Raw genomic sequence first — 19,843 nt, 5'->3', positions numbered from 1 at the left:
AATGTATTAAAATTCATAGATACGGTCCGGCGTGATACAATAGGATAAAGGTACGTCAAATTGTCCTGTATCTGCGATCCGTGGAACCGGCGGGAAATAAGAAAAGCCCATGGTTACCACATCTTCGCGGCAATTGGCAAGAAACCTGTCGTAAAATCCTTTGCCATAACCTACCCTGTATCCTTCTTCATCAAACGCCAGCAGCGGAACCAGCACCAGGTCTATGGCTGCTGCATCCAGCGGAATTCCTGCGGTTGGTTCTGTTATCCCCCAGCTGTTGGTATGGTATACGGTCGACTCATCGATCAGTACCGCAGTGAATGTTGATGTAGGCTGATCACTGACCGGGTACGCGATCTGCAGGCCGGGCAGCATGTGCCGGAGGTAACCTGAAAAAAGATGTGTATTGGGTTCTGCCTGACCAGACATAGGCCAGTAAGTGAGCAGGGTTTCCACTCCCGCATAATCAAGCTGTTGAAATTGCAGCAGCAGCAGGTCGTCGAGTTTCAGTTTTTGCCTCGGATCTATCGCTGCTCTTTTTGCTTTGTAAACTGATCGGATCTCTTCTTTGGTCATATAGCTATCGAATGCTCTTCCTTTTATGAAAGATACAAATGTTTTCAGCAGTATGATTGTTTATCCGCGGAGGATCTCTGTGAGTTGCGGCGCTAATACTGCGGCCTGTGCTGCAATGTTTTCGCGGTTCAGTCCGGACAGCAGCGGGATATTACCCAATACCGGGTAACCGCTCCAGCCTGCGATCTCTTCTTCGTAAGACATGTATTGGTCATTAAAGATCCAGCCCAGTACGGGAATATTCCTGCTGCGGCAGCATTCGGCTGTGAGTAATGAATGATTGATGCTGCCCAGGTAATTGCGGCTTACAAGGATCAGCTTTGCATTCAATGCTTTTATAAGATCGGCCACGGTTTCCCTTTCATTCAACGGCACCAGCAGTCCGCCTGCACCTTCGATAACAAGATGTTTACCATTTGCCGGTAAAATACTACCTGCTTTTTCTACCAATGCAGATACGGAAACACGTATACCTTCTTCCCTTGCTGCGATATGTGGTGATGCCGGTAATTTCAACCGGTAAGATTCCGGATGGATCACTCCGCCCGGAACAGCGGTCAGTGAACGGATCTTATCCGAATCTGTCTCTTCCAGTCCTGCCTGTACCGGCTTCCAGTAATCGGCCCGTAAGGCCTGTACAACAACAGCAGATGCTACTGTTTTACCTGCATCGGTTCCGATCCCGGTGATGAAAATGGGCTGCATTATGCTTCGTTCACAAAGAATGAGAAAATAGTGGTTCCGTAATGCCGCATGAAACTGAATCCTTCCGCGTTCTCGTAATTATTGCGCGGGGTATGTTCCAGCACAAAGAATCCGCCTTTGTTGATCAGTTTTTTACTTACGATGATCTTAGGCAGTTCATCGATAGTGCCCAATGCATAGGGCGGCCCTGCGAAAATAAAATCGTAAGTGGCTGTATTGCCCGCAAGGAATGCGAACACATCCATTTTGAGCACTTTTGAATGGGATGCGCCCAGCATGTCGAGGTTCTTTTTGATGAACGCATGCATCACCGGATCCTTCTCCACGATCGTCTGGTCTCCCGCACCGCGCGATGCCAGTTCATAACTGATGCAACCCGTTCCGCCAAAGAGGTCTAGCGTGGTGATGCCTTCAAAATCCATCCGGTTCTGAAGTATATTGAAAAGCCCTTCCTTGGCTATATCTGTTGTAGGACGTGTATGCGGCATGTTTGCCGGCGGACTGATCCTTCTCCCGCCCCATTTTCCTGAAATGATCCTCATACGGCCAGTATAAAATATGGCGTGAAATAATGTGCCGGGTAAGCTGATGCCTGCTCACTGCTGAAAATATGTCCCGGGGGCACTTCATCCAGCAATACAGCTGCAAAAACCTGCCGCAGCCTGTTATGCAGTGCTGATGCCGGATCATACAAACCGCTGATCGCTGCGGTTGCCTGTATGTCTTCCAGCTTCAGTTCCTGGCGGGCATGAAGAATATGATAGAAAATATCCTGTTCCGTTTGATAACCGAATGAACGGATCAGCTGTAATTGCCCGCCCCTGGTAATAGTCATGGTGAAACGACTTTTATATACCTGTATGTTGAACACCGTTGCATGATCATTACCTGAAGTAGTTGCATAATGTAGCAGGCGCGACCAGGAATGATGTGCCTGGTGTAATACATAATACCTTCCGGCCAGTTCCTGAACGGATCTGCGTACACGGTAAGCTGTATGCAGTCCCTGCTGGTCCAGTGTTTTATCGATGCGGGTATCATAGCGTTCCTTCTCACCGAAAAGTGTGGCGAGATAGCCGGCAGCAGCATCCATACCGGAGAATTTCACCGGCATTACCGCAGCTTCTTCAAAATGATAACAGATATGTGTTTCCGCGTAAGTACCTGTGAGCAGTTGCGACAGTTCGCGGGTTTCATAGAATACATCGTTCCAGTCGTTCTCAGCGGTTTCGGTTTCGAAGAGCTCGAAACCGGTTACCAGGCCTTCGCTGTTTTTTACCAGGCAGGCAAGCTGATCATGGCCGATCTCGATCACCAGTTGTCCGTTTCCGCTCCCGGCTGTATATAAACCTATTGTCTTATGGGCCATGTGCTGATCAATTACAATGCAATGATATAAAAAAACCGTTATGGCGGGTGGATGAATTAGGCAGACTTTATTAAAATAGTAGCTTTACGGCGTATGGAAGAAGGCAGAAAGGACATGAACCTGCAGGTGGGTATTTCGGATAAGCAGATCTTACGTATCGCATTACCCATCTCCGCATCGATCATTGTTCCGCAGATCAATTTTATTACCAATAATATATTCCTGGGCGGACTAAGCCAGCATGCACTCGCCATGGCAGGCATTACAGGGGTTTATTACCTGGTATTTGCGGTGATGGGGCACGGACTGAACAACGGCCTTCAGGCACTGATCGCAAGACGCGCGGGAGAAAACCGCATTGATGCCATCGGAACGCTTTTCTGGCAGGGCGTACGGATTGCGCTTGCTTTTGCACTGGCGGGGATACTGATCACCTGGTTTGTAGCGCCCTGGATCCTGCGTTATACGTTGCACGACCAGTCGGGTGTGGACATGGCCGTGAAGTTCCTGAATATACGTATACTCGGACTCCCGTTCCTTTTTGTTTACCAGATGCGCAATGCATTGCTGGTAGGAACCAATCACAGCCGTTACCTCGTGATCGGTACGGCAACCGAAGCCATTACCAATATTGTACTCGATTACGGACTGATCTATGGTAAACTGGGTATGCCCGAGCTGGGTTTCAACGGGGCTGCGTGGGCCTCTGTGATCGCGGAGATCACGGGGCTGGCCGTGATCTTCCTGGTGATCCATTACAAGGGCATCGGTAAAAAACTGGAACTGTTCAAAAACAAGGCTTACGATGCAGCAGCCGGTAAACTGATCCTTACACAATCATCGCCGCTGATCTTACAACACACCATCAGTATTGTAAGCTGGGAATTTTTTTATATCCTGATAGAACACCACGGACAAAGGGATCTTGCCGTATCCAACACCATGCGAAATATTTTCGGCTTTTTCGGCTGTTTTACCTGGGCTTTTGCGGCTACTGCCAATGCGATGGTGAGTAATGTGATCGGGCAGGGATTGCATCACAGGGTGATAGAACTGATTCACCGGATCATGCGCTGGAGTGTAGGTTTTGCCTTGATCGTGTGTGTACTGCTGAATATTTTCCCGCATGCATTTTTGTCGATCTACGGCCAGGGTGAAGATTTTATCAACGCAGCCATACCTGTGATGCGGGTGGTATCCTGTGCGCTGGTGCTGATGTCGGTATCCGTGATCTGGCTGAACGCGGTTACGGGAACCGGTAATTCAAGAATGAACCTGATCACGGAAACAGCGGCGATCATTTGTTATTGTGTATACAATTATATCGTCCTGGAACAACTGAAGCTCCCGATCGCATGGGGCTGGGCCAGCGAAGTGATCTACTGGCTCGTACTCTTTATTCCCTCCTACTGGTATATCCGCAGCGGGAGATGGAAAAGCAGGAAGATCTAGCCGGATAAATTATTGTCCTTTCAATACGTTTACCAGGGCAATGTATTTTTCCATCGCTTCTTCCCTGGAAGTGCCTTTCAGTTTATCCCAGGCTTCGTGTTTGAATTTGGCAACAAAATCGAAGGGATTCGACGGGCCGCTTTCAGCATTATCGCCTTCTGTTGCCTGTTTATAGAGTGAATAAAGTTTGAGCAAGGTTTCGTTATCAGGTTTTTCCGTTAACGTTTTGGTACCGGCTACGGCCTGCTCAAAAAGTTCCTGTAATTCCATTTCTGATGTGTTTATTATTGAAGTGATTCCAGCAATTTAGCGCCTTCTGCTTTCATGGCAGCATCATTTGCCGTGCGGATGGGTAATTTTACCAGTCGGTTCAGTACTTCAAGCGCCTGTGCAGGTTTATGATCGTCGCGGTAAGCTTTAGCCAGGTCGAGGTAATTCGCCACGAAATAAGGCTCCAGTGTCCGGCATTTTTCCATGTGGGTAATAGCCGAATCCATTTCCGCGGCAGGCATGCCACCGTAGATCAGTTTGAGGGCTGCTTTTTTTATTCCCGACAGGTTCACCATTTCATAATGCCATTTGCCGATGATGTAATGTGCTTTACCAAAACTGGCATTCAGCTGCAGTGCTTTTTCGCCATAATTTTTTACATCACGCACATAGCTTACTATTTTTTTGTTCTCGCTTTCCACTTCGGTCATTTTACCGGAAGCCATTGCCATGGCATAGCTGGCTTCCGCATTGGTGCTGTCTGCCTGGTAAGCACGGTTTGACAGCGACAGTGCCGTTTCGTAATAAAGGCGTTTGGTGTTTTTATCAGTCTGCCTGGAACCGATCGAAGCATTCAGTTCGGCCGAACGCGTGAGTGCTTTTATATGGGCAGGATCAGCAGCAAGTACCTGTTTGTATTTCTCGATCGCTTCGGGATCTTTCTGTTGCTTTTCGAAATTATCGGCTTCCTTGAGTAAGATATTCACGTCCTGCGCATTGACAGCAGCGAGCAGAAAACAACAAAAAAAGGTAAAGAGGTATTTCATAACTGAAAGATAAATGACTTATACAAGCTGGTTTCGGTTCAGTTTAAAACTGACACCCAGGCTACCCTGGATGGCAGGTATCGGCGGGTATAATTTAGTAATGCTTACCGATACATCTTCTGCATGTGCGTACCGCTTCAGAATGGTATTGGCAATATCGATGGCTACAGTTTCGAGCAGGTCGCGGGGTTCATCCATCGCCGCTTTTACGAGTTCGTAAACGGCTGCATAGTCTATCGTATCTTCCAGGCTGCGTACGGATAACGCGGTGGGATGATGCTGTACCGTAAGATCCACACGGAAATCATTCCCGGTTACGCGTTCTTCTGCGTACAGGCCGTGAAAACTATGAAAGCAAAGATTATTAAGATGGATCGCTAACATGCTGTAATGAATGATCCCGCATGAAACTGATCACAATTCCATGCGGGATAAATATTAATTCAAACCTTTTGCGGTGAGGTATCGTTCTGCATCGAGCGCTGCCATACAACCACTGCCCGCTGCGGTAACAGCCTGGCGGTAGTTTTTGTCCTGCACATCGCCTGCGGCAAACACACCTTCAATATTGGTGCGTGTGGTGCCCGGTGTTGTGAGCAGGTAGCCTGTCTCGTCCATATCCAGCCAGCCTTTGAAAATGCCGCTGTTTGGCTGGTGACCGATGGCCACGAAGAAACCGCTTACAGGGATCTCTGCTGTTTCACCGGTCTGGTGGTTGCGGATCTTCACAGCTTCCACCCTGCTTTCGCCGAGCACTTCTTCGGTATCTGTATTCCAGTATACTTTGATGTTTGGTGTAGCCAGCACACGGTCCTGCATTACTTTGCTGGCGCGCATCTGGTCGCGGCGTACCAGCATGTGAACGGTTGTACATAATTTGGAGAGATAAAGGGCTTCTTCTGCTGCAGTATCACCAGCGCCTACGATTGCCACTTCTTTTCCTTTAAAGAAAAAGCCGTCACAAACAGCACATGCGCTGACGCCGAAACCGTTGAGTCTTTCTTCACTTGGCAGCCCCAACCATTTGGCAGATGCGCCGGTACAGATGATGATGGAATCAGCTGCGATCCATTTCTCCTCGTCGATCTGAACTTTATAAGGCTGCTGGCTGAAGTCTACCTGTGTGGCAAGGCCATAACGGATATCTGCGCCCATTCTTGCTGCCTGTTTTTCAAAATGAACCATCATTTCCGGCCCCTGGATCCCATCCGGATAACCGGGATAGTTCTCCACTTCCGTAGTAATGGTTAACTGGCCGCCGGGCTGAATGCCCTGGTATAATACGGGTTTCATGTTGGCCCGTGCCGCGTAGATCGCTGCTGTGTATCCTGCAGGTCCGGAACCTATGATCAGAACATGTACTTTTTCTATTTCCTCATTTGCCATACTGAAGTTTTTTTATTGCTGTGCAAAATTATTGATCCGCGCTGGTTAAACGCATTCCTTTTTTCACAATGGGTTGTTATTTGGGGATAAACTATAAGCTGCAGGGTACATAAAAAAGCCTCCTGCTTGAAACAGGAGGCTTTAGATCTGTTTAAGCTACGCTTAACCGAGGTATGCTTTCAGCGCGTTGCTGTAGCGTGCTTTCTGTAAACGTTTGATCGCTCTTTCCTTGATCTGGCGGATACGTTCCTTGGTAAGATCGTATTTCATGCCGATCTGCTCAATGGTAACACCATTTTCGCCGTCAAGTCCGAAATAAGCGTTCACGATCTCTGCTTCGCGCGGGCTGAGCGATTTCAATACGCGACGGATCTCTTCACGGAGTGAATCCTTCATAACATCGTCGTCGGTATCATCGCTGCCTTCGAGCAGATCGCCCATTGCCACGTCTTCCGCTTCGTGCACAGGTGCATCCAGTGAAGTGTGACGGGTATTGCTCTGGAAAATGTTGTTGATCTCTGTCTCAGACATTTCCAGGATCTCTGCCAGCTCTTCGGTAGAAGGCTCGCGTTCGTGTTCCTGCTCAAAAGCCATGTAGGCTTTATTCGCTTTGTTGTAAGTGCCGATTTTGTTTTGAGGCAGGCGGACTAATCTGCCCTGCTCTGCCAACGCCTGTAAAATGGACTGGCGGATCCACCATACCGCGTATGAGATGAATTTGAAGCCCTTGGTTTCATCGAAACGCTGGGCGGCTTTTATCAGACCGAGGTTACCCTCGTTGATCAGGTCGCTAAGGGAAAGGCCCTGGTGCTGGTACTGCTTAGCCACAGATACCACGAAACGAAGGTTGGCCTGCACCAATTTGTCGAGAGCTCTCTGATCACCCATCTTGATCCGCTGTGCCAGTGTTGTTTCCTCTTCGGGAGTGATCATAGGGATCTTGGAGATCTCCTGCAGATACTTTTCTACGGCCTGCGAATCACGGTTCGTGATCTGTGTAGCGATTTTGAGCTGCCTCATGTTTTGTTACTGTATTTAATACTATAAACGAGCTAAAGACCTAAAATGTTTTACAAATCCTGTAATAGAAGCGTTAAATTTCGGGCCAGCCTATGTCACAAGTCTGCAAAAATACGTTGCAACATCGGATTTTACCAGTTTTTGTGGATAAACTTGAAGGATTTGGGAAAAAATAACAGGTTGCAGCAAAACATAATAGCCTTTTTTTCAATATCTTATGTGATTTTGATTGAAAAAAGTTAATTATTCCAAAGGGGCAGTTTAATAGTTGTAAGTTCTCCCCTCACTTCGCCCTCACTTGAATGGAGTGAGGGCGAAGTGAGGGAGTGAGGACAAGGCCCGGTGGGCCTGGTAGAATTATTTCCCCAGCCACACTTTGAAATCAGTTGCTTTCAGCCTGCTGATGATGATATCTTCGTAACCTGCCGGTTTCACGGTTACCTTCAGTTTTCCGTCGAACCAGGCCAGTACCTGGTCTATAGAACGGTAATTCAATATAAACTGGCGGTTTACCCGGTAAAAATCCGAGGGGTTCAGTTCCTCTTCCAGCCGGTCGAGATTGGTGTCGATCTGGTAATCATCACCGGAAAAAGTTTTAATATAATGCCCCCTGTCCCTTGTGTAGATCATGGCAATATCTTCAACAGCAATTGAGATAAAACGGGAACCTTTATGCACCAGGAATCTGGATCGCCAGCTCATTACTTCCTGGCGGAAATGATTAATGAGCTTCATCAGGTCTTCGCGGCTGGTTGTGTTTATCATTTTTTTTCTTTTAGCAGTTACAAAACATCATACAGACATAAAAGGAACATTCTCCTTTTTACAGTTTTCTTGTATCGCAATTTACTTTCAATAGCCTGCCGTTCTGCGTTACAAATCCTGTTATATGACCGTTTATCCTCAACCACATAAACATGTGGTGATGCAACGTTTCAGCAAATTCAAAAAAAATCCGGCGCCTGGAGAAGCGCCGGATCTGAAAATTAATAACCAGTATCCTTAGTTTACAAGGAACGTTCTTGAATAACGTACGCCGTCTTTATCAATTACCATATAGTAAATACCTGCACCGATATTGGTGAGCGGTATATTGATGGTTTTCGTTTTCATTACGGTGTTCATCACTTTCACAACATTATTGTAACGATCGATGATCTGTATCATTACCGGTTTGCTGTTTACCGGCATTGCCGACAGGTCTACGGTTACATAAGATGTTGCGGGTACGGGATACATATTGAAAGCTGTAACAACATTGTTCACTTTTACACTTGCCGTTGCTGTACAACCTGAAGCCGTATCCGTTACTATCAGCTTGTATGTTCCGGAGTAAGCATTGGTGAGGTCTTTGGTGGTTTCTCCGTTAGACCAGTTATAACTGAATCCGCCGCTGCCGCCGGTGATGGTGCTGCGTACATTACCAAGTGAATCTGCTGCAAGCGCCAGTCTGATTCCGTCGTTTCCGCCGATCACCACTTTTTCCATGTATACAAAATCACTGTCGCCCTTGACCATCACATCATAGCTGCCTGTACGCAGGCTTTTGAATTCTGGATTGGATGCGCCTGACGGATTTAATTTTCCGTTGATATAGTACACATAGTTCCCTGTTCCGCCAATGATGCTGTCTACACGGATCTTTCCGTTCACTGCACAGCTTGCATTGGTTTTGCTGATCATCACATCTGCCACATTGCTGCCACTTACTGTGATATCATCCACCCAGATATGCACATCCTGGTATGCTTTGGTTGTAAGGAAGCCAAGTCTTACCACTTTGCTGATCTCGAAATCTTCCGCCATATTCAGCTTCGCCAGCGGGATCCTTACCAATTGGTATTGATCGCTGAAATCTGTGATATAGCCATCTTCTTTTAATCTTACAGACGCTGACGATGTAATGTTCTGGTCTTTCAGGAAGACCTCCAGTTCAAAATGCTCCGGTACATTGGTGGTGCGCATCCAGAAATTGAGGTAGCGTTTTTCGCTGAAATCGAGGATCCTTGTTTCCGGTACAGATTCGTTCCAGTCCAGAACCACCGCTGCCCAGTTGTCTTCCAGCGTATGCTTCAGCGTCATCTTCATAGACTTCGGTGCTGCAACACCACCGGTATCGCTTACCGTTGCGAATGTGGTGCTATTACCTACCCAGCGGGTTGTTCTGTCTACCACATCTCCATCCCACACTACTTCCGAGCCTGCTTTTGCATATACTTTATAGAACAATGCCGTATCGTGTGCATTGTATTCCTTGTCCATTACGGTAAGTGTGATCTTCTTCTCGCCATTCACAACCGTTACCGGCACTTTAAAGGTTGTGGTATAAACGCCATTCACTAAAGTAAGTGCCTTGTTGTTGACATTATTCAGCGATGAGAGGTCTGCGGTTACAGATTTGATGTTGTTATCCGGATCCGTTGCCTCTGCGGTAACCGTGATCACGGAGAGGTTGTCTGCGTAACCGGCGGCAGGACTGATCGCCACTTTGGTAAACATTGGCTGTACGGCTGAATTGGTATACGGGTTCAGTGCAATATCATCCACCCATACATTAAACGGCGTAATAGCGCTGTTTACAGAGAAGTTGATCTGCCAGATCTTGCTCAGGTCCACATTGGTTCCGTTGAACAGCACATCGAACGGTATTTTCACTTTGGTGAATTTCTCTTTGCTGAAGGAATTGATATAACCACCCGCTTTCAGCAGTACCGATGCCGATGTACTCATGTTCACTGTTGCATCGCGGAGACTTACTTCGATATCTGCACCTGCGGGCGCGTCTGATTTGATATAGAACTCAAGACTGCCGTATTCAGTGAAATCTTTCAACGTACTGATATTGTCGTTGAAGCGCCATGCAAACAGGTTCCAGGCACCATAGTCATGTGCAAAATGCATGGAGAGATTACCCGGCTTTTTATTGCCGCCGGTTTCGATACGTTCCAGCTTCAGTTCGCCGAGATGCGAATCTTTGGAGTCCGCAAATATATGTGCGCTTCCGCCTGGAATCACATCACCATCCCAGATCACAACCGGGCTCATTTTTTTGATCACACGGTAGAAAATGGTTTCTGTAGCGGTATGTCCGTCAACATCCGTTGCTTTCAGCAGCAGTGATTTCAGACCGGAAGGATATTTCGCAGGGATCTTGTGGCTCAGGGTGAACTCATTGCCGTTCCTGGTCATCGGTGCAGTTGCGCTGCCGCCGATGCTGCTCAGGTCTATAGTCACGTCTTTTAAGTTATCATCGCCATCGAGGATCGTTGCATCGATCTTCAGCACCGCATTACCGTCTGAATAGCCCATGGTTGCATTGGTCTTTACGGTATCGATGAACGGATGTATGTAAAGATCTTCGGTAGTGAGTACAAAATGATAGATCGTCATGGCTGGTAATGTATATTCGAAAGTATTACCATTGATCTTACGTACGTTCTTTGCCTGGCGTACTGCCATGCTCTTCTGGTCTACCAGCCATACCCTTGCACTGTTATATTGAACGCTGTTATCTGCTACTTCAAAGCGGATGGTAATGGCGCTGTCCTGGTGACGGTTCAGTGCAACTACATTCAGCTTTGTATTGTCATTCTCATCAACAGCTGCATATACAGAAGTTGATGCACGGTTATCGGTTTCAGCAGCAACAGATGTTTCCGGGAATTTAGCGCCTTTACCATCATAGTTCCGGAAGATATCGAAGCCGGATTTGATATAACGCTCCACAGCGCCCCAGTAAGTGGCCATGTAAAGATTTTCCTTACCGAAGATACCCAGCGCATCTGCCTGTGCGATAGCCCCTGATACGTGATCCAGGCCCATATAGCTGTACTCAGTGATGGCCAGTTTGGTACCGGGATAATTGTTATTGATGATCTCGCGCAGCTTTGGCAGCAGCGGCAGGATGGTACTGTTGTACTCCCTTCCGATCCAGGTATTTTCCACATAGGTAGAATCCCAGAGTGAACGCGTCATTTCAAGCCTTGCTCCTACAGAGGCCCTGTCGTTCCTGTTGTTGAACGGAGAAGCATTATAAGTGCTGTTGAATTCAGGATACCAGTGCAGATCCAGCACATCCAGCAGGCGTTTGCCTCCCGGCTGCATTTCTTTTTTGCGCATTTCGGAGAGATAATATTCTATGAAAAGGCTGTGGTTGCCTTTTACATTATCCCAGTCGGGCGCGAACTGCAGGTTCTGGTATGCAGTGAATCCGTATAAAGCCGGTCCGAACACTTCTGCGGTCGGATCCATTTCCTTGATCCTTTCTGCCAGTTCAAAAGAATGATCCATCAGGTATTTCACCGATACATGTTCTGATCCGAACAGCAGCGGATGCGTATGGAACCAGAGACAGGGCTCATTATCCAGTGCATAACCTTTGATTCCCGTTGCAGTATTGCTTTTTCCGAAAGTGTGATGCAGGAAATTCAGTGATTCATCTACATACACCGTATCGTCCGTTACATCGGGTGATAAAGAGAACGGTCTGTTCTTTCTTACTTTGGTAATTGACCAGCGTGAAGACGGTGCCGCCTGGTCGTCGGTTACAGTTCCGTTCTTATCCTTTGCAACATATCCCGCCATAGGCAGGGTTACGAGTGAATAAGCGCCCATGCCGAGCGATGTGTTGTGGAATGATGCAATGGCAGCTCCGGGCTTGTTGTAGTCGCTTTCCGGTACACCCTGCTGGGAAGGAACATAATCATCGCTGTGGTGGATATAATCCACGCCTGCATTGGATGCATTGTTCTCCCAGTTATAACTGGTGATCCGGTTACCACCCAGGCGTCTTGCTCCCGCATGAGGGTAATTGTCGTTTGTACCATAAATGTACGGACTGATCTTGTGCCGCTGCTCCTGCGGACGGATGGTGCTGTTTACCCGCATCTGGGCACTTGCAGCGGTTGCTCCCCATAGCAGTACCGCCAGGCAGCAATACCTGATTGAAATTCGCATAAATAATCGTTTTACAGTTTTCTGATAATTGCAGTTAGTCCTCTACAAGCGCTATGCAGCCGACTCACTGCGATAGAATGCCATACATGTTCCGGGATAAGGCAGACGGGGGGATAATGTCTACCCTTCCGGAACTGTTATACAGGAAAAATCTGTCGGTGAAATTAGATAGCTGATAGGTGAATACGGGAGCGCGGATGCGTTAAATGGAGAATTAATCACCTGAAACGGTAGTTTAAGTACATCAAATGAAACAGAAATCCTACCATTTCTGTATAATAAAGATCCCGGCCGCAAAGCGACCGGGATCTTCTGTCTGTTATACAATAAATCCGTTAACTCAGTTTATTGTCGATGATCGATTTATCGATCTTCTCTTCTTCAAGATGTTCTGCCTGGAGTTTCTTCAGGGTTTTACCATAAGCCAGTTTCGTGATCAGGACAAACAGTACCGGCACCACAAAAATGGCCAGCGTTGTTGCTGCGATCATACCGCCGAATACGGTCCAGCCGATCGTTTTCCTCGATTCTGCCGCTGCACCGCTTGCAAATACCAGTGGCAGTACACCCAGAATGAACGCAAGCGATGTCATCACGATCGGACGCAAACGCAGTTCCACAGCCTGAAGTGTTGCATGTAATACGTCTACACCTTTGTCTACACGTTCTTTCGCAAATTCCACGATCAGGATCGCATTCTTGGCTGCGAGACCGATCAGGGTGATCAGACCGATCTGCGCGTACACGTTATTGGTGATATTAGGCAGGAAAGTAAGTGTCAGGATCGAACCGAATGCACCGATCGGTACGGCAAAAAGTACCGAGAAAGGGATCGACCAGCTTTCGTACAATGCTGCCAGGAAAAGGAATACAAACACGATAGAGATCGCGAAGATCGTAGTGGTACTGTCACCCGCCTTGATCTCTTCACGACTCATACCGGAGAACTCGTAACCATAACCATTCGGTAAGGTCTCTGCCGCCACTTCTCTCAATGCCTGGATGGCCTGACCGCTACTGAAACCCGGTTTCGGCGAACCATTGATCTCGATCGATTTGTAAATATTGTAATGCGAGATCACCGCCGGGTTTTCGATCACTTTTGCCGTTACAAGACTGTTCAGCGGGATCATATTGCCCTGGCTGTTGCGTACATAGAAGCTCTGCAGGTCATTGATGGAACCACGGAAACTGCTGTCGGCCTGCGCCATTACCCGGAAGTTACGGCCATAGATATTGAAGTCGTTCACATAACTGCTGCCCAATAAGGTAGACAGGGTTCCGTAAACATCCGCTACCGACACACCGAGCTTTTTCGCTTTTTCCTTATCCACATCAACCTGGTAACCCGGTGTACGCGTGGAGAAGAAAGTATAAGCCATGCCGATCTCGGGGCGCTGGTTCAGCGCACCCAGGAATTTACGTGCAACAGCTTCAAATTGCTGGATATTATCTGTACTGGTTGTCTGCTGCAGCTCGAATGTAAAGCCCGAAGTCTGGCCCAGGCCCGGTATCGCCGGTGGTGCGATCGGGAGGATCCGTGCTTCTTTAATACCGGCCGTTCGTTTCCCGATCTCAGCGATCACGCCCTGCAGCTGCTGTTCTTTGCTTTCCCGCTCCGACCAGGGTTTCAGGCTCACGAACATGGTACCTACGTTCGATTTATTGGAGAAGCTGATGATGTTCAGACCGGCCAGACCACCCACTACTTTCACGGCAGGGATCGATTGAACCTTGGCCATAACATCTTTCATCATGGCAATACTGCGCGTGGTTGAAGTACCTTCCGGCATTTCATAGGTCACGAACAGACGGCCTTCATCTTCTGTAGGAATAAATCCTGATGGTTTGGATTTGAAAAGGAATATCAAGCCCACGAAAAGACAGATCATCATTACGATCACATACGGTGTGCCTTTGATCCACTTAGCCACACCTCTTCCGTAAGAGCCGGTGATCTTTCCGAACCACCTGTTGAAACCTGCGAAGAATTTCTCCAGTATGTTCTTTCTCGCGTTCTCATCCTTGGAAGGTTTAAGCATGATGGTACACAATGCCGGCGTGAGCGATAAAGCCACAAAGGCCGATATGATCACCGAGACGGCAATGGTTATCGCAAACTGCTGGTACAATCTGCCCACAATACCTGGTACAAATCCAACAGGAATGAATACCGCCGCCAGGATCAGCGCGATAGCGATCACCGGTCCTGAAATATCTTTCATTGCTTTCTGCGTTGCTTCTTTCGGCGAAAGCTTTTCGTGATCTATATAATGCTGCACCGCTTCCACCACCACGATGGCATCATCCACCACGATACCGATGGCGAGAACGAATGCGAAGAGCGTGAGGGTATTGATCGTAAAACCGAATGGTATGAAAAAGATAAAGGTTCCGATCAGTGATACCGGGATCGCCAGTACGGGGATCAGTGTGGCACGCCAGTTCTGAAGGAACAGGAATACCACCAGTACCACCAGCACCAGTGCTTCGATCAGTGTATGTAATACTTCTTCGATAGACACTTTCACCACGGAAGCCGTTTCCAGCGGCACGAGGTAATCAATATCCGAAGGGAAATTCTTCTTCAGTGCATCCAGTGCCTGGTTGATGCCTTTATAAGTATCCAGTGCATTGGCACCCGGCGCCTGGTAGATCAGGATGAACGCCGCGGGTTTACCATTTACGAATGCGTTGTTGCCATAATCGAATTTGCCGAGCTCTACCCTTGCGATGTCTTTCAGGTAGATCAGACTTCCGTCTGCAGGCCTGGTGCGCACAATGATATTCTCAAACTGTTCCTGAGTATTGATACGGCTGTTGGTAAGGATGCTGTATTCGAAAGCCTGTGCGCCCGGCTGCGGGTTACCGCCGATGGTACCGGCTGCCACCTGCAGGTTCTGTTCCGTAAGTGCTGCAGTTACATCAGACGGCGTCATGTTCAGTGCTGCGAGCTTCTGCGGGTTCAGCCATACACGCATACCGAAATCATCACCCCTGGTTACGATATCACCTACACCTTTTACACGCAGCAATGCATCTTTCAGGTAGATATTCGCGTAGTTACCCAGGAATTTTGCATCATGTGAACCATTGGGTGAATACAGTGCAAGCGCCATCATGATACTCGGGTTACGCTTACGGGTAGTAAGGCCTAACCTTTTAACCGCATCGGGTAATGTTGGCTGCGCCACGCTCACACGGTTCTGCACATCCAGGGTGGCGATATCGATATTGGTGCCTACTTCAAAGTTTACGGTAATACTGCTCTGACCGCTTCCGGTACTGTTACTGCTGATATAGGTCATGCCCGGTGAACCGTTCACCTGGGTCTCTATGGCCGTGGTAGTTGTCTGTTCCACCGTCTGGGCATCCGCACCGGTAAAGTTACCGGTAATGGATACGGTTGGCGGGGTAATGTCCGGGTATTGCGCTACCGGTAAGGTTGTGAGTGCGATGATCCCCACCAGTACGATCACAATGGAGATCACAATGGCGGTTACCGGGCGTTTTATAAAAGTATCTGCTATCATGTTTTCTTTTCTTAAAGCAATTATCTATTTTTTAGCTGCTGGCGCCTGTGGTGCCTGGGTGGTGATCACGGAACCTTCTTTGAGGTTCTGTACACCCTGCACTACGATCTTCTCTCCTGCTTTCAGGCCATCCCTGACGATAATATTCGGTCCTATGGCTTTGCTCAGCTGCACTTTACGCTGGTTTACCTTGCTGCTGTCGCCCACCACATATACAAAGAATTCTCCCAGCTGTTCTGTGATGGCTTTATAAGGGATGATCACTGCATTTGCTTCTGCTGTATTCAGTACACGTACGGTTCCGTTCATGCCTGCTTTCAGCATGCCTTTATCGTTCGGGAATTCAAGCCTTGTTTTAATGGTTCCGGTCTGTACATCCACTGCCCGGTCTATTAAGCTGATGGTGCCGCTGTAAGGATATACTTCACTTCCCAGTGCAAGCGTAAATGTTGAATCACCCGCCCTTCTCCCTTTCTGCTGCATCTGCAGGAAACGGTAAATATCTTTCTGACTCACTGCAAAATCAACTGCAATCGGGTTGTCGGTAGAAACTGTATTGAGTATGGTGTTTCCTGCTACCACCGCTGTTCCCTGCTTTACCTGCGAAATACCGATGGTTCCGCTGAACGGCGCATAAATAGTTGAGAAATTCACATTACTCCTTACGCCGCTTACTGCTGCTTTTGCCGCGGCTACCTGCTTTTTAGCTGCTTCCAGTGCTGCATCGGCATAATCTACCTGCTGCTTCGCAATGGCATCGTGTTTGTCGAGCTCATGGTACCTGTCTGCATCTTTCTGCGCTTTCACCAGGTTGGTTTCCTGTACCTGCAGGTTAGCCAGCGCCTGCTGGTAGCTTGCATCATAGACCTGTGCATCGATCGAATATAATTTCTGGCCTTTGCTTACTTTATCGCCGTCTTTGAAGTAGATACCGGTGATATAACCGTTTACCTGTGCCCGCAGGTCTACCTGGTTCAGGGCTGTTATTGTTGCCGGGTATTCATCGTGATAAACAGCATTGGTCGATTCCACCGTATCGATGGTTACCGCTACCGGTGGTGGCGGTCCCTGCTGCTGGGGTTTCTGTTTCGTTCCGCATGAAGCAACAAATACTGTGCTGCCTGCGATGAATGTATAATACAGTGTTCTTTTAAGCGATATCATATAGGATCGTTTTGTATAGTATGAATTAGTAGTTGATTTGTCCGAGTGCTTTCTGCACATCAATTTTACTCGCCAGTACCTGGTAAAGCGCATTATAGTAATTGATCTGGGATGTCCGCAGGTCACTTTCTGCCGTCATCACTTCCAGGTAGGTCTTCACGCCCGATTTGTACTGGAGATCGATGATGCCGTACACTTCCCTTGCCAGTTCAAGATTTTCTTTTAAGGCCCTGTAATTAGCAAAACTGCTTTTATAAGAAGCGATAGCTTGTGCATACTGCGCGTTCACATTTGCCCGCAGGTTTACCAGGTCCCAGTCTGTACGCTTCAGCTGCCACTGCGCCTGTTCTATATTGGCTTTTCTTTTACCGCCCTGGAAAATAGGGAACGACAATGTCAGGGCCGCAAAGGAGTTCGGGTAATTGGTATTGTAAAGCTTTGTGAATTCATTGTTCTGGAAGTTCAGGTTGTATGCACCGTTGGCGGATACCGAAGGCAGGTACGACCATTTCTCATAACGCAGATTTGCTTCCAGCAATCTTTTCTGTGTCTGCAGCAGCCGGTATTCGATACGTTGTGTGTAGTCTGCGCTTTGCAGGGTATCCAGGTTCATCTCGCGTTCCATCTGCAGGCTGTCATATACAATATATAGTGCAGCACTGTCCGGGTATCCGATCAGCGCTTTCAGGTATTCGGTTTTTGCTTTAAGCTGTGCTTCGTTGGATGCTTTCAGCGCTTTTGTGTTGTTGAGTGTGATCGTAGCACGTTTGTAATCCGTTTTATCGGTGATGCCGGCCTGGTACTGGCTGGTTGCAATGCGCAGACTGTTCTCCAGCCTTGCAATGTTCTCGTCAGATACCCTGATCTGCTGCAGGGTAGCGAGTACATCATAAAAAGCTTTGGATACATTCACGGTTACATTGATCTTGTTGTTACCCGTATTCTGCCTGGCCTGCGTACGCACATCGTCCTGACTGCGTTTGGCCAGCAGTGCGTCGCGGTTGAAGAGGTTCTGGGTAAAGGTGAACTGTGCAGCGGAAGTATTGCTGACGCCGAGACGAACGGGGTTACCGCCGATCACACTTGTCTGCACTTCAAAATTATGCTGCAGGCTGTAATTGAAATTCAGCTGCGGATACCAGGCAGACAGCTTATTACGGATTGTAGTTTCCGTGATCTGCTCATCTATCAGCGATTGCTGTATCACCGGCTGGTGCTGCAATGCATATTTAATGATGTTTCCAAGCGTAGCTTCCTGCCTGGAGAGGGTATCGGCCTGCTGCGAAAATGACAGCAAGGGGTTTACAATCAGCAATACCGCATACAGCAGCTTACTGCTCATGAATCGTTTCATCATAATGCTTCTTCTTTCTTTTTCTCGCTTTTTCTATGGCATATAGCAAACGGATGGGCTGCCAGGCGGCAGTTCATCGGCTCAGGATTCGTTTAGTCTGATAAACCAGGACAGTTTTCAGGGGGATGCTCTCAGGCAAAGTTAACAGGGAATTGATCATAGTTTGAACATTATTCAATTTTTTTTATTCCACCGGTAATCACTCTTTGTTCGGTAATTTTTATTTTGACAGTATCTTAGCGGCATGATTGATTTCCGGAGTGATACTGTCACAAGGCCTACTGCGGCCATGCTTGATGCCATGTATAATGCCCCAGTCGGCGATGATGTTTTCGGAGAAGACCCTACTGTTAACAAGCTGGAAGAACTGTCGGCCGGGCTTTTCGGCAAGGAAGCGGCACTGTTTTGCCCGAGTGGTACCATGACCAACCAGATCGCGATCAAATGTCATACACAACCCGGAGACGAAGTGATCTGCGAGCGTCTTTCGCATATTTACCAGTATGAAGGCGGCGGTATTGCATTCAATTCCGGTTGTTCGGTTCGCCTGATCGACGGCGACCGCGGCCGGGTAAAGGCGCAGCAGGTAAAAGAAGCGATCAACCCTGATGATATCCATAAACCCGTTTCAACCCTCGTATCGCTGGAGAATACCGGCAACAGGGGCGGCGGCAGCTGTTATGACTTTTCAGATATTCTTGCCATTAAAGATGTCTGTAAGGAATCGGGATTGAAATTCCACCTGGATGGCGCCAGGCTCTTTAATGCCCTGGTGGCTAAAAACGAGACCTGCAGGCAATATGGAGAAGCATTTGATACGATTTCCGTTTGCCTCAGCAAAGGATTGGGTGCACCGGTAGGCAGCGTGCTGATCGGGCCGGCTGAATTTATCCGGAAGGCACGGCGATACCGTAAAGTGTTCGGCGGCGGTATGCGCCAGGCAGGCTCACTGGCAGCAGCGGGTATTTACGCGCTGGAAAACCATGTGGCAAGACTGGCAGACGACCATAAGCATGCCCGCCAGCTGGCAGAAACACTTCTTAAAAAAGATTTCACAGGAGAAATTTTACCGGTTGAGACCAATATCGTTATTTTTGAAGTGAAAGGACGTTTCACTGCGCCAGGCCTGGCGGCTAAATTGAAAGAAGCAGGAATTCTTGCAATTGCCATCTCCCCCACTCAGATCAGGCTGGTTGTACACCTCGATATTACCCCGGACATGATTGCCGGCACTATCGACGTACTGAACGCTCTTTAATATACCCAATGTTTTTGTGACCTATTGTATTAA

16 protein-coding genes are annotated in these 19,843 nt (G+C 48.0%); 2 read left to right on the top strand and 14 right to left on the bottom strand.

Annotation, left to right across the window (positions count from 1 at the left end):
- Positions 1 to 6: 6 nt before the first annotated feature.
- Genes B5D42_RS12040 through B5D42_RS12025 form a run of 4 tightly spaced genes read right to left on the bottom strand, consistent with a single transcriptional unit; the run spans position 7 to position 2,650 of the window.
- Complete coding sequence (locus B5D42_RS12040; RefSeq protein ID WP_078831760.1) at positions 7 to 576, bottom strand: 5-formyltetrahydrofolate cyclo-ligase; 570 nt, start codon at positions 574 to 576, stop codon at positions 7 to 9.
- 60 nt (positions 577 to 636) lie between these two features.
- Positions 637 to 1,281 (bottom strand): dethiobiotin synthase, encoded by a 645-nt coding sequence (gene bioD / locus B5D42_RS12035; RefSeq protein ID WP_078831759.1) that lies wholly within the window; start codon positions 1,279 to 1,281, stop codon positions 637 to 639.
- Positions 1,281 to 1,823, bottom strand: coding sequence for an RsmD family RNA methyltransferase (locus B5D42_RS12030; protein ID WP_078831758.1), 543 nt, complete (start codon positions 1,821 to 1,823; stop codon positions 1,281 to 1,283). Before B5D42_RS12030 ends, bioD begins: the two co-directional genes overlap by 1 nt.
- Complete coding sequence (locus tag B5D42_RS12025) at positions 1,820 to 2,650, bottom strand: DUF3822 family protein (RefSeq protein ID WP_078831757.1); 831 nt, start codon at positions 2,648 to 2,650, stop codon at positions 1,820 to 1,822. The genes B5D42_RS12030 and B5D42_RS12025 overlap by 4 nt, the downstream gene beginning before the upstream one ends.
- Positions 2,651 to 2,743: 93 nt before the next feature.
- Here B5D42_RS12025 and B5D42_RS12020 point away from each other — a divergent pair, with 93 nt between their 5' ends.
- Complete coding sequence (locus B5D42_RS12020) at positions 2,744 to 4,102, top strand: MATE family efflux transporter (RefSeq protein WP_078831756.1); 1,359 nt, start codon at positions 2,744 to 2,746, stop codon at positions 4,100 to 4,102.
- A gap of 9 nt (positions 4,103 to 4,111) precedes the next feature.
- Here the strand turns inward: B5D42_RS12020 and B5D42_RS12015 are convergent, their stop codons facing one another.
- The 10 genes from B5D42_RS12015 to B5D42_RS11970 form a co-directional block, all read right to left on the bottom strand.
- Positions 4,112 to 4,372, bottom strand: coding sequence for an acyl-CoA-binding protein (locus tag B5D42_RS12015; RefSeq protein ID WP_078831755.1), 261 nt, complete (start codon positions 4,370 to 4,372; stop codon positions 4,112 to 4,114).
- 14 nt (positions 4,373 to 4,386) lie between these two features.
- On the bottom strand, positions 4,387 to 5,139 hold the full coding sequence (locus tag B5D42_RS12010) for a tetratricopeptide repeat protein (RefSeq protein ID WP_078831754.1): 753 nt from the start codon (positions 5,137 to 5,139) through the stop codon (positions 4,387 to 4,389).
- An 18-nt stretch (positions 5,140 to 5,157) separates the two neighbouring features.
- Positions 5,158 to 5,523 carry a dihydroneopterin aldolase gene (gene folB / locus B5D42_RS12005; protein WP_078831753.1) on the bottom strand — a complete coding sequence of 122 codons (366 nt, stop codon included), beginning with the start codon at positions 5,521 to 5,523 and terminating at the stop codon, positions 5,158 to 5,160.
- A gap of 54 nt (positions 5,524 to 5,577) precedes the next feature.
- Positions 5,578 to 6,525, bottom strand: a complete 948-nt coding sequence (gene trxB, locus B5D42_RS12000; RefSeq protein ID WP_078831752.1) for a thioredoxin-disulfide reductase — start codon at positions 6,523 to 6,525, stop codon at positions 5,578 to 5,580.
- Positions 6,526 to 6,687: 162 nt separating this feature from the next.
- Positions 6,688 to 7,545, bottom strand: a complete 858-nt coding sequence (locus tag B5D42_RS11995) for a sigma-70 family RNA polymerase sigma factor (RefSeq protein ID WP_026770093.1) — start codon at positions 7,543 to 7,545, stop codon at positions 6,688 to 6,690.
- 357 nt (positions 7,546 to 7,902) lie between these two features.
- Positions 7,903 to 8,310, bottom strand: a complete 408-nt coding sequence (locus B5D42_RS11990; RefSeq protein ID WP_078831751.1) for a LytR/AlgR family response regulator transcription factor — start codon at positions 8,308 to 8,310, stop codon at positions 7,903 to 7,905.
- Positions 8,311 to 8,547: 237 nt separating this feature from the next.
- Positions 8,548 to 12,501 carry a glycoside hydrolase family 44 protein gene (locus B5D42_RS11985; protein ID WP_078831750.1) on the bottom strand — a complete coding sequence of 1,318 codons (3,954 nt, stop codon included), beginning with the start codon at positions 12,499 to 12,501 and terminating at the stop codon, positions 8,548 to 8,550.
- A gap of 335 nt (positions 12,502 to 12,836) precedes the next feature.
- Positions 12,837 to 16,034, bottom strand: coding sequence for an efflux RND transporter permease subunit (locus B5D42_RS11980; protein ID WP_078831749.1), 3,198 nt, complete (start codon positions 16,032 to 16,034; stop codon positions 12,837 to 12,839).
- A gap of 24 nt (positions 16,035 to 16,058) precedes the next feature.
- A complete protein-coding gene (locus tag B5D42_RS11975; RefSeq protein ID WP_078831748.1) occupies positions 16,059 to 17,198 on the bottom strand; it encodes an efflux RND transporter periplasmic adaptor subunit in 1,140 nt (379 codons plus the stop codon).
- Positions 17,199 to 17,223: 25 nt separating this feature from the next.
- Entirely contained in the window at positions 17,224 to 18,555 is a 1,332-nt protein-coding gene (locus B5D42_RS11970; protein WP_078831747.1) for a TolC family protein, read from the bottom strand.
- A 241-nt stretch (positions 18,556 to 18,796) separates the two neighbouring features.
- Here B5D42_RS11970 and B5D42_RS11965 point away from each other — a divergent pair, with 241 nt between their 5' ends.
- Positions 18,797 to 19,810, top strand: coding sequence for a threonine aldolase family protein (locus tag B5D42_RS11965; protein WP_078831746.1), 1,014 nt, complete (start codon positions 18,797 to 18,799; stop codon positions 19,808 to 19,810).
- Positions 19,811 to 19,843: the final 33 nt, after the last annotated feature.

The sequence above is a fragment of the Sediminibacterium ginsengisoli genome (genome assembly GCF_900167075.1).
Lineage (GTDB): Bacteria > Bacteroidota > Bacteroidia > Chitinophagales > Chitinophagaceae > Sediminibacterium > Sediminibacterium ginsengisoli.
Note: the sequence above shows the minus strand (reverse complement) of the source record. Positions and strands in the feature narration are given on the sequence as shown.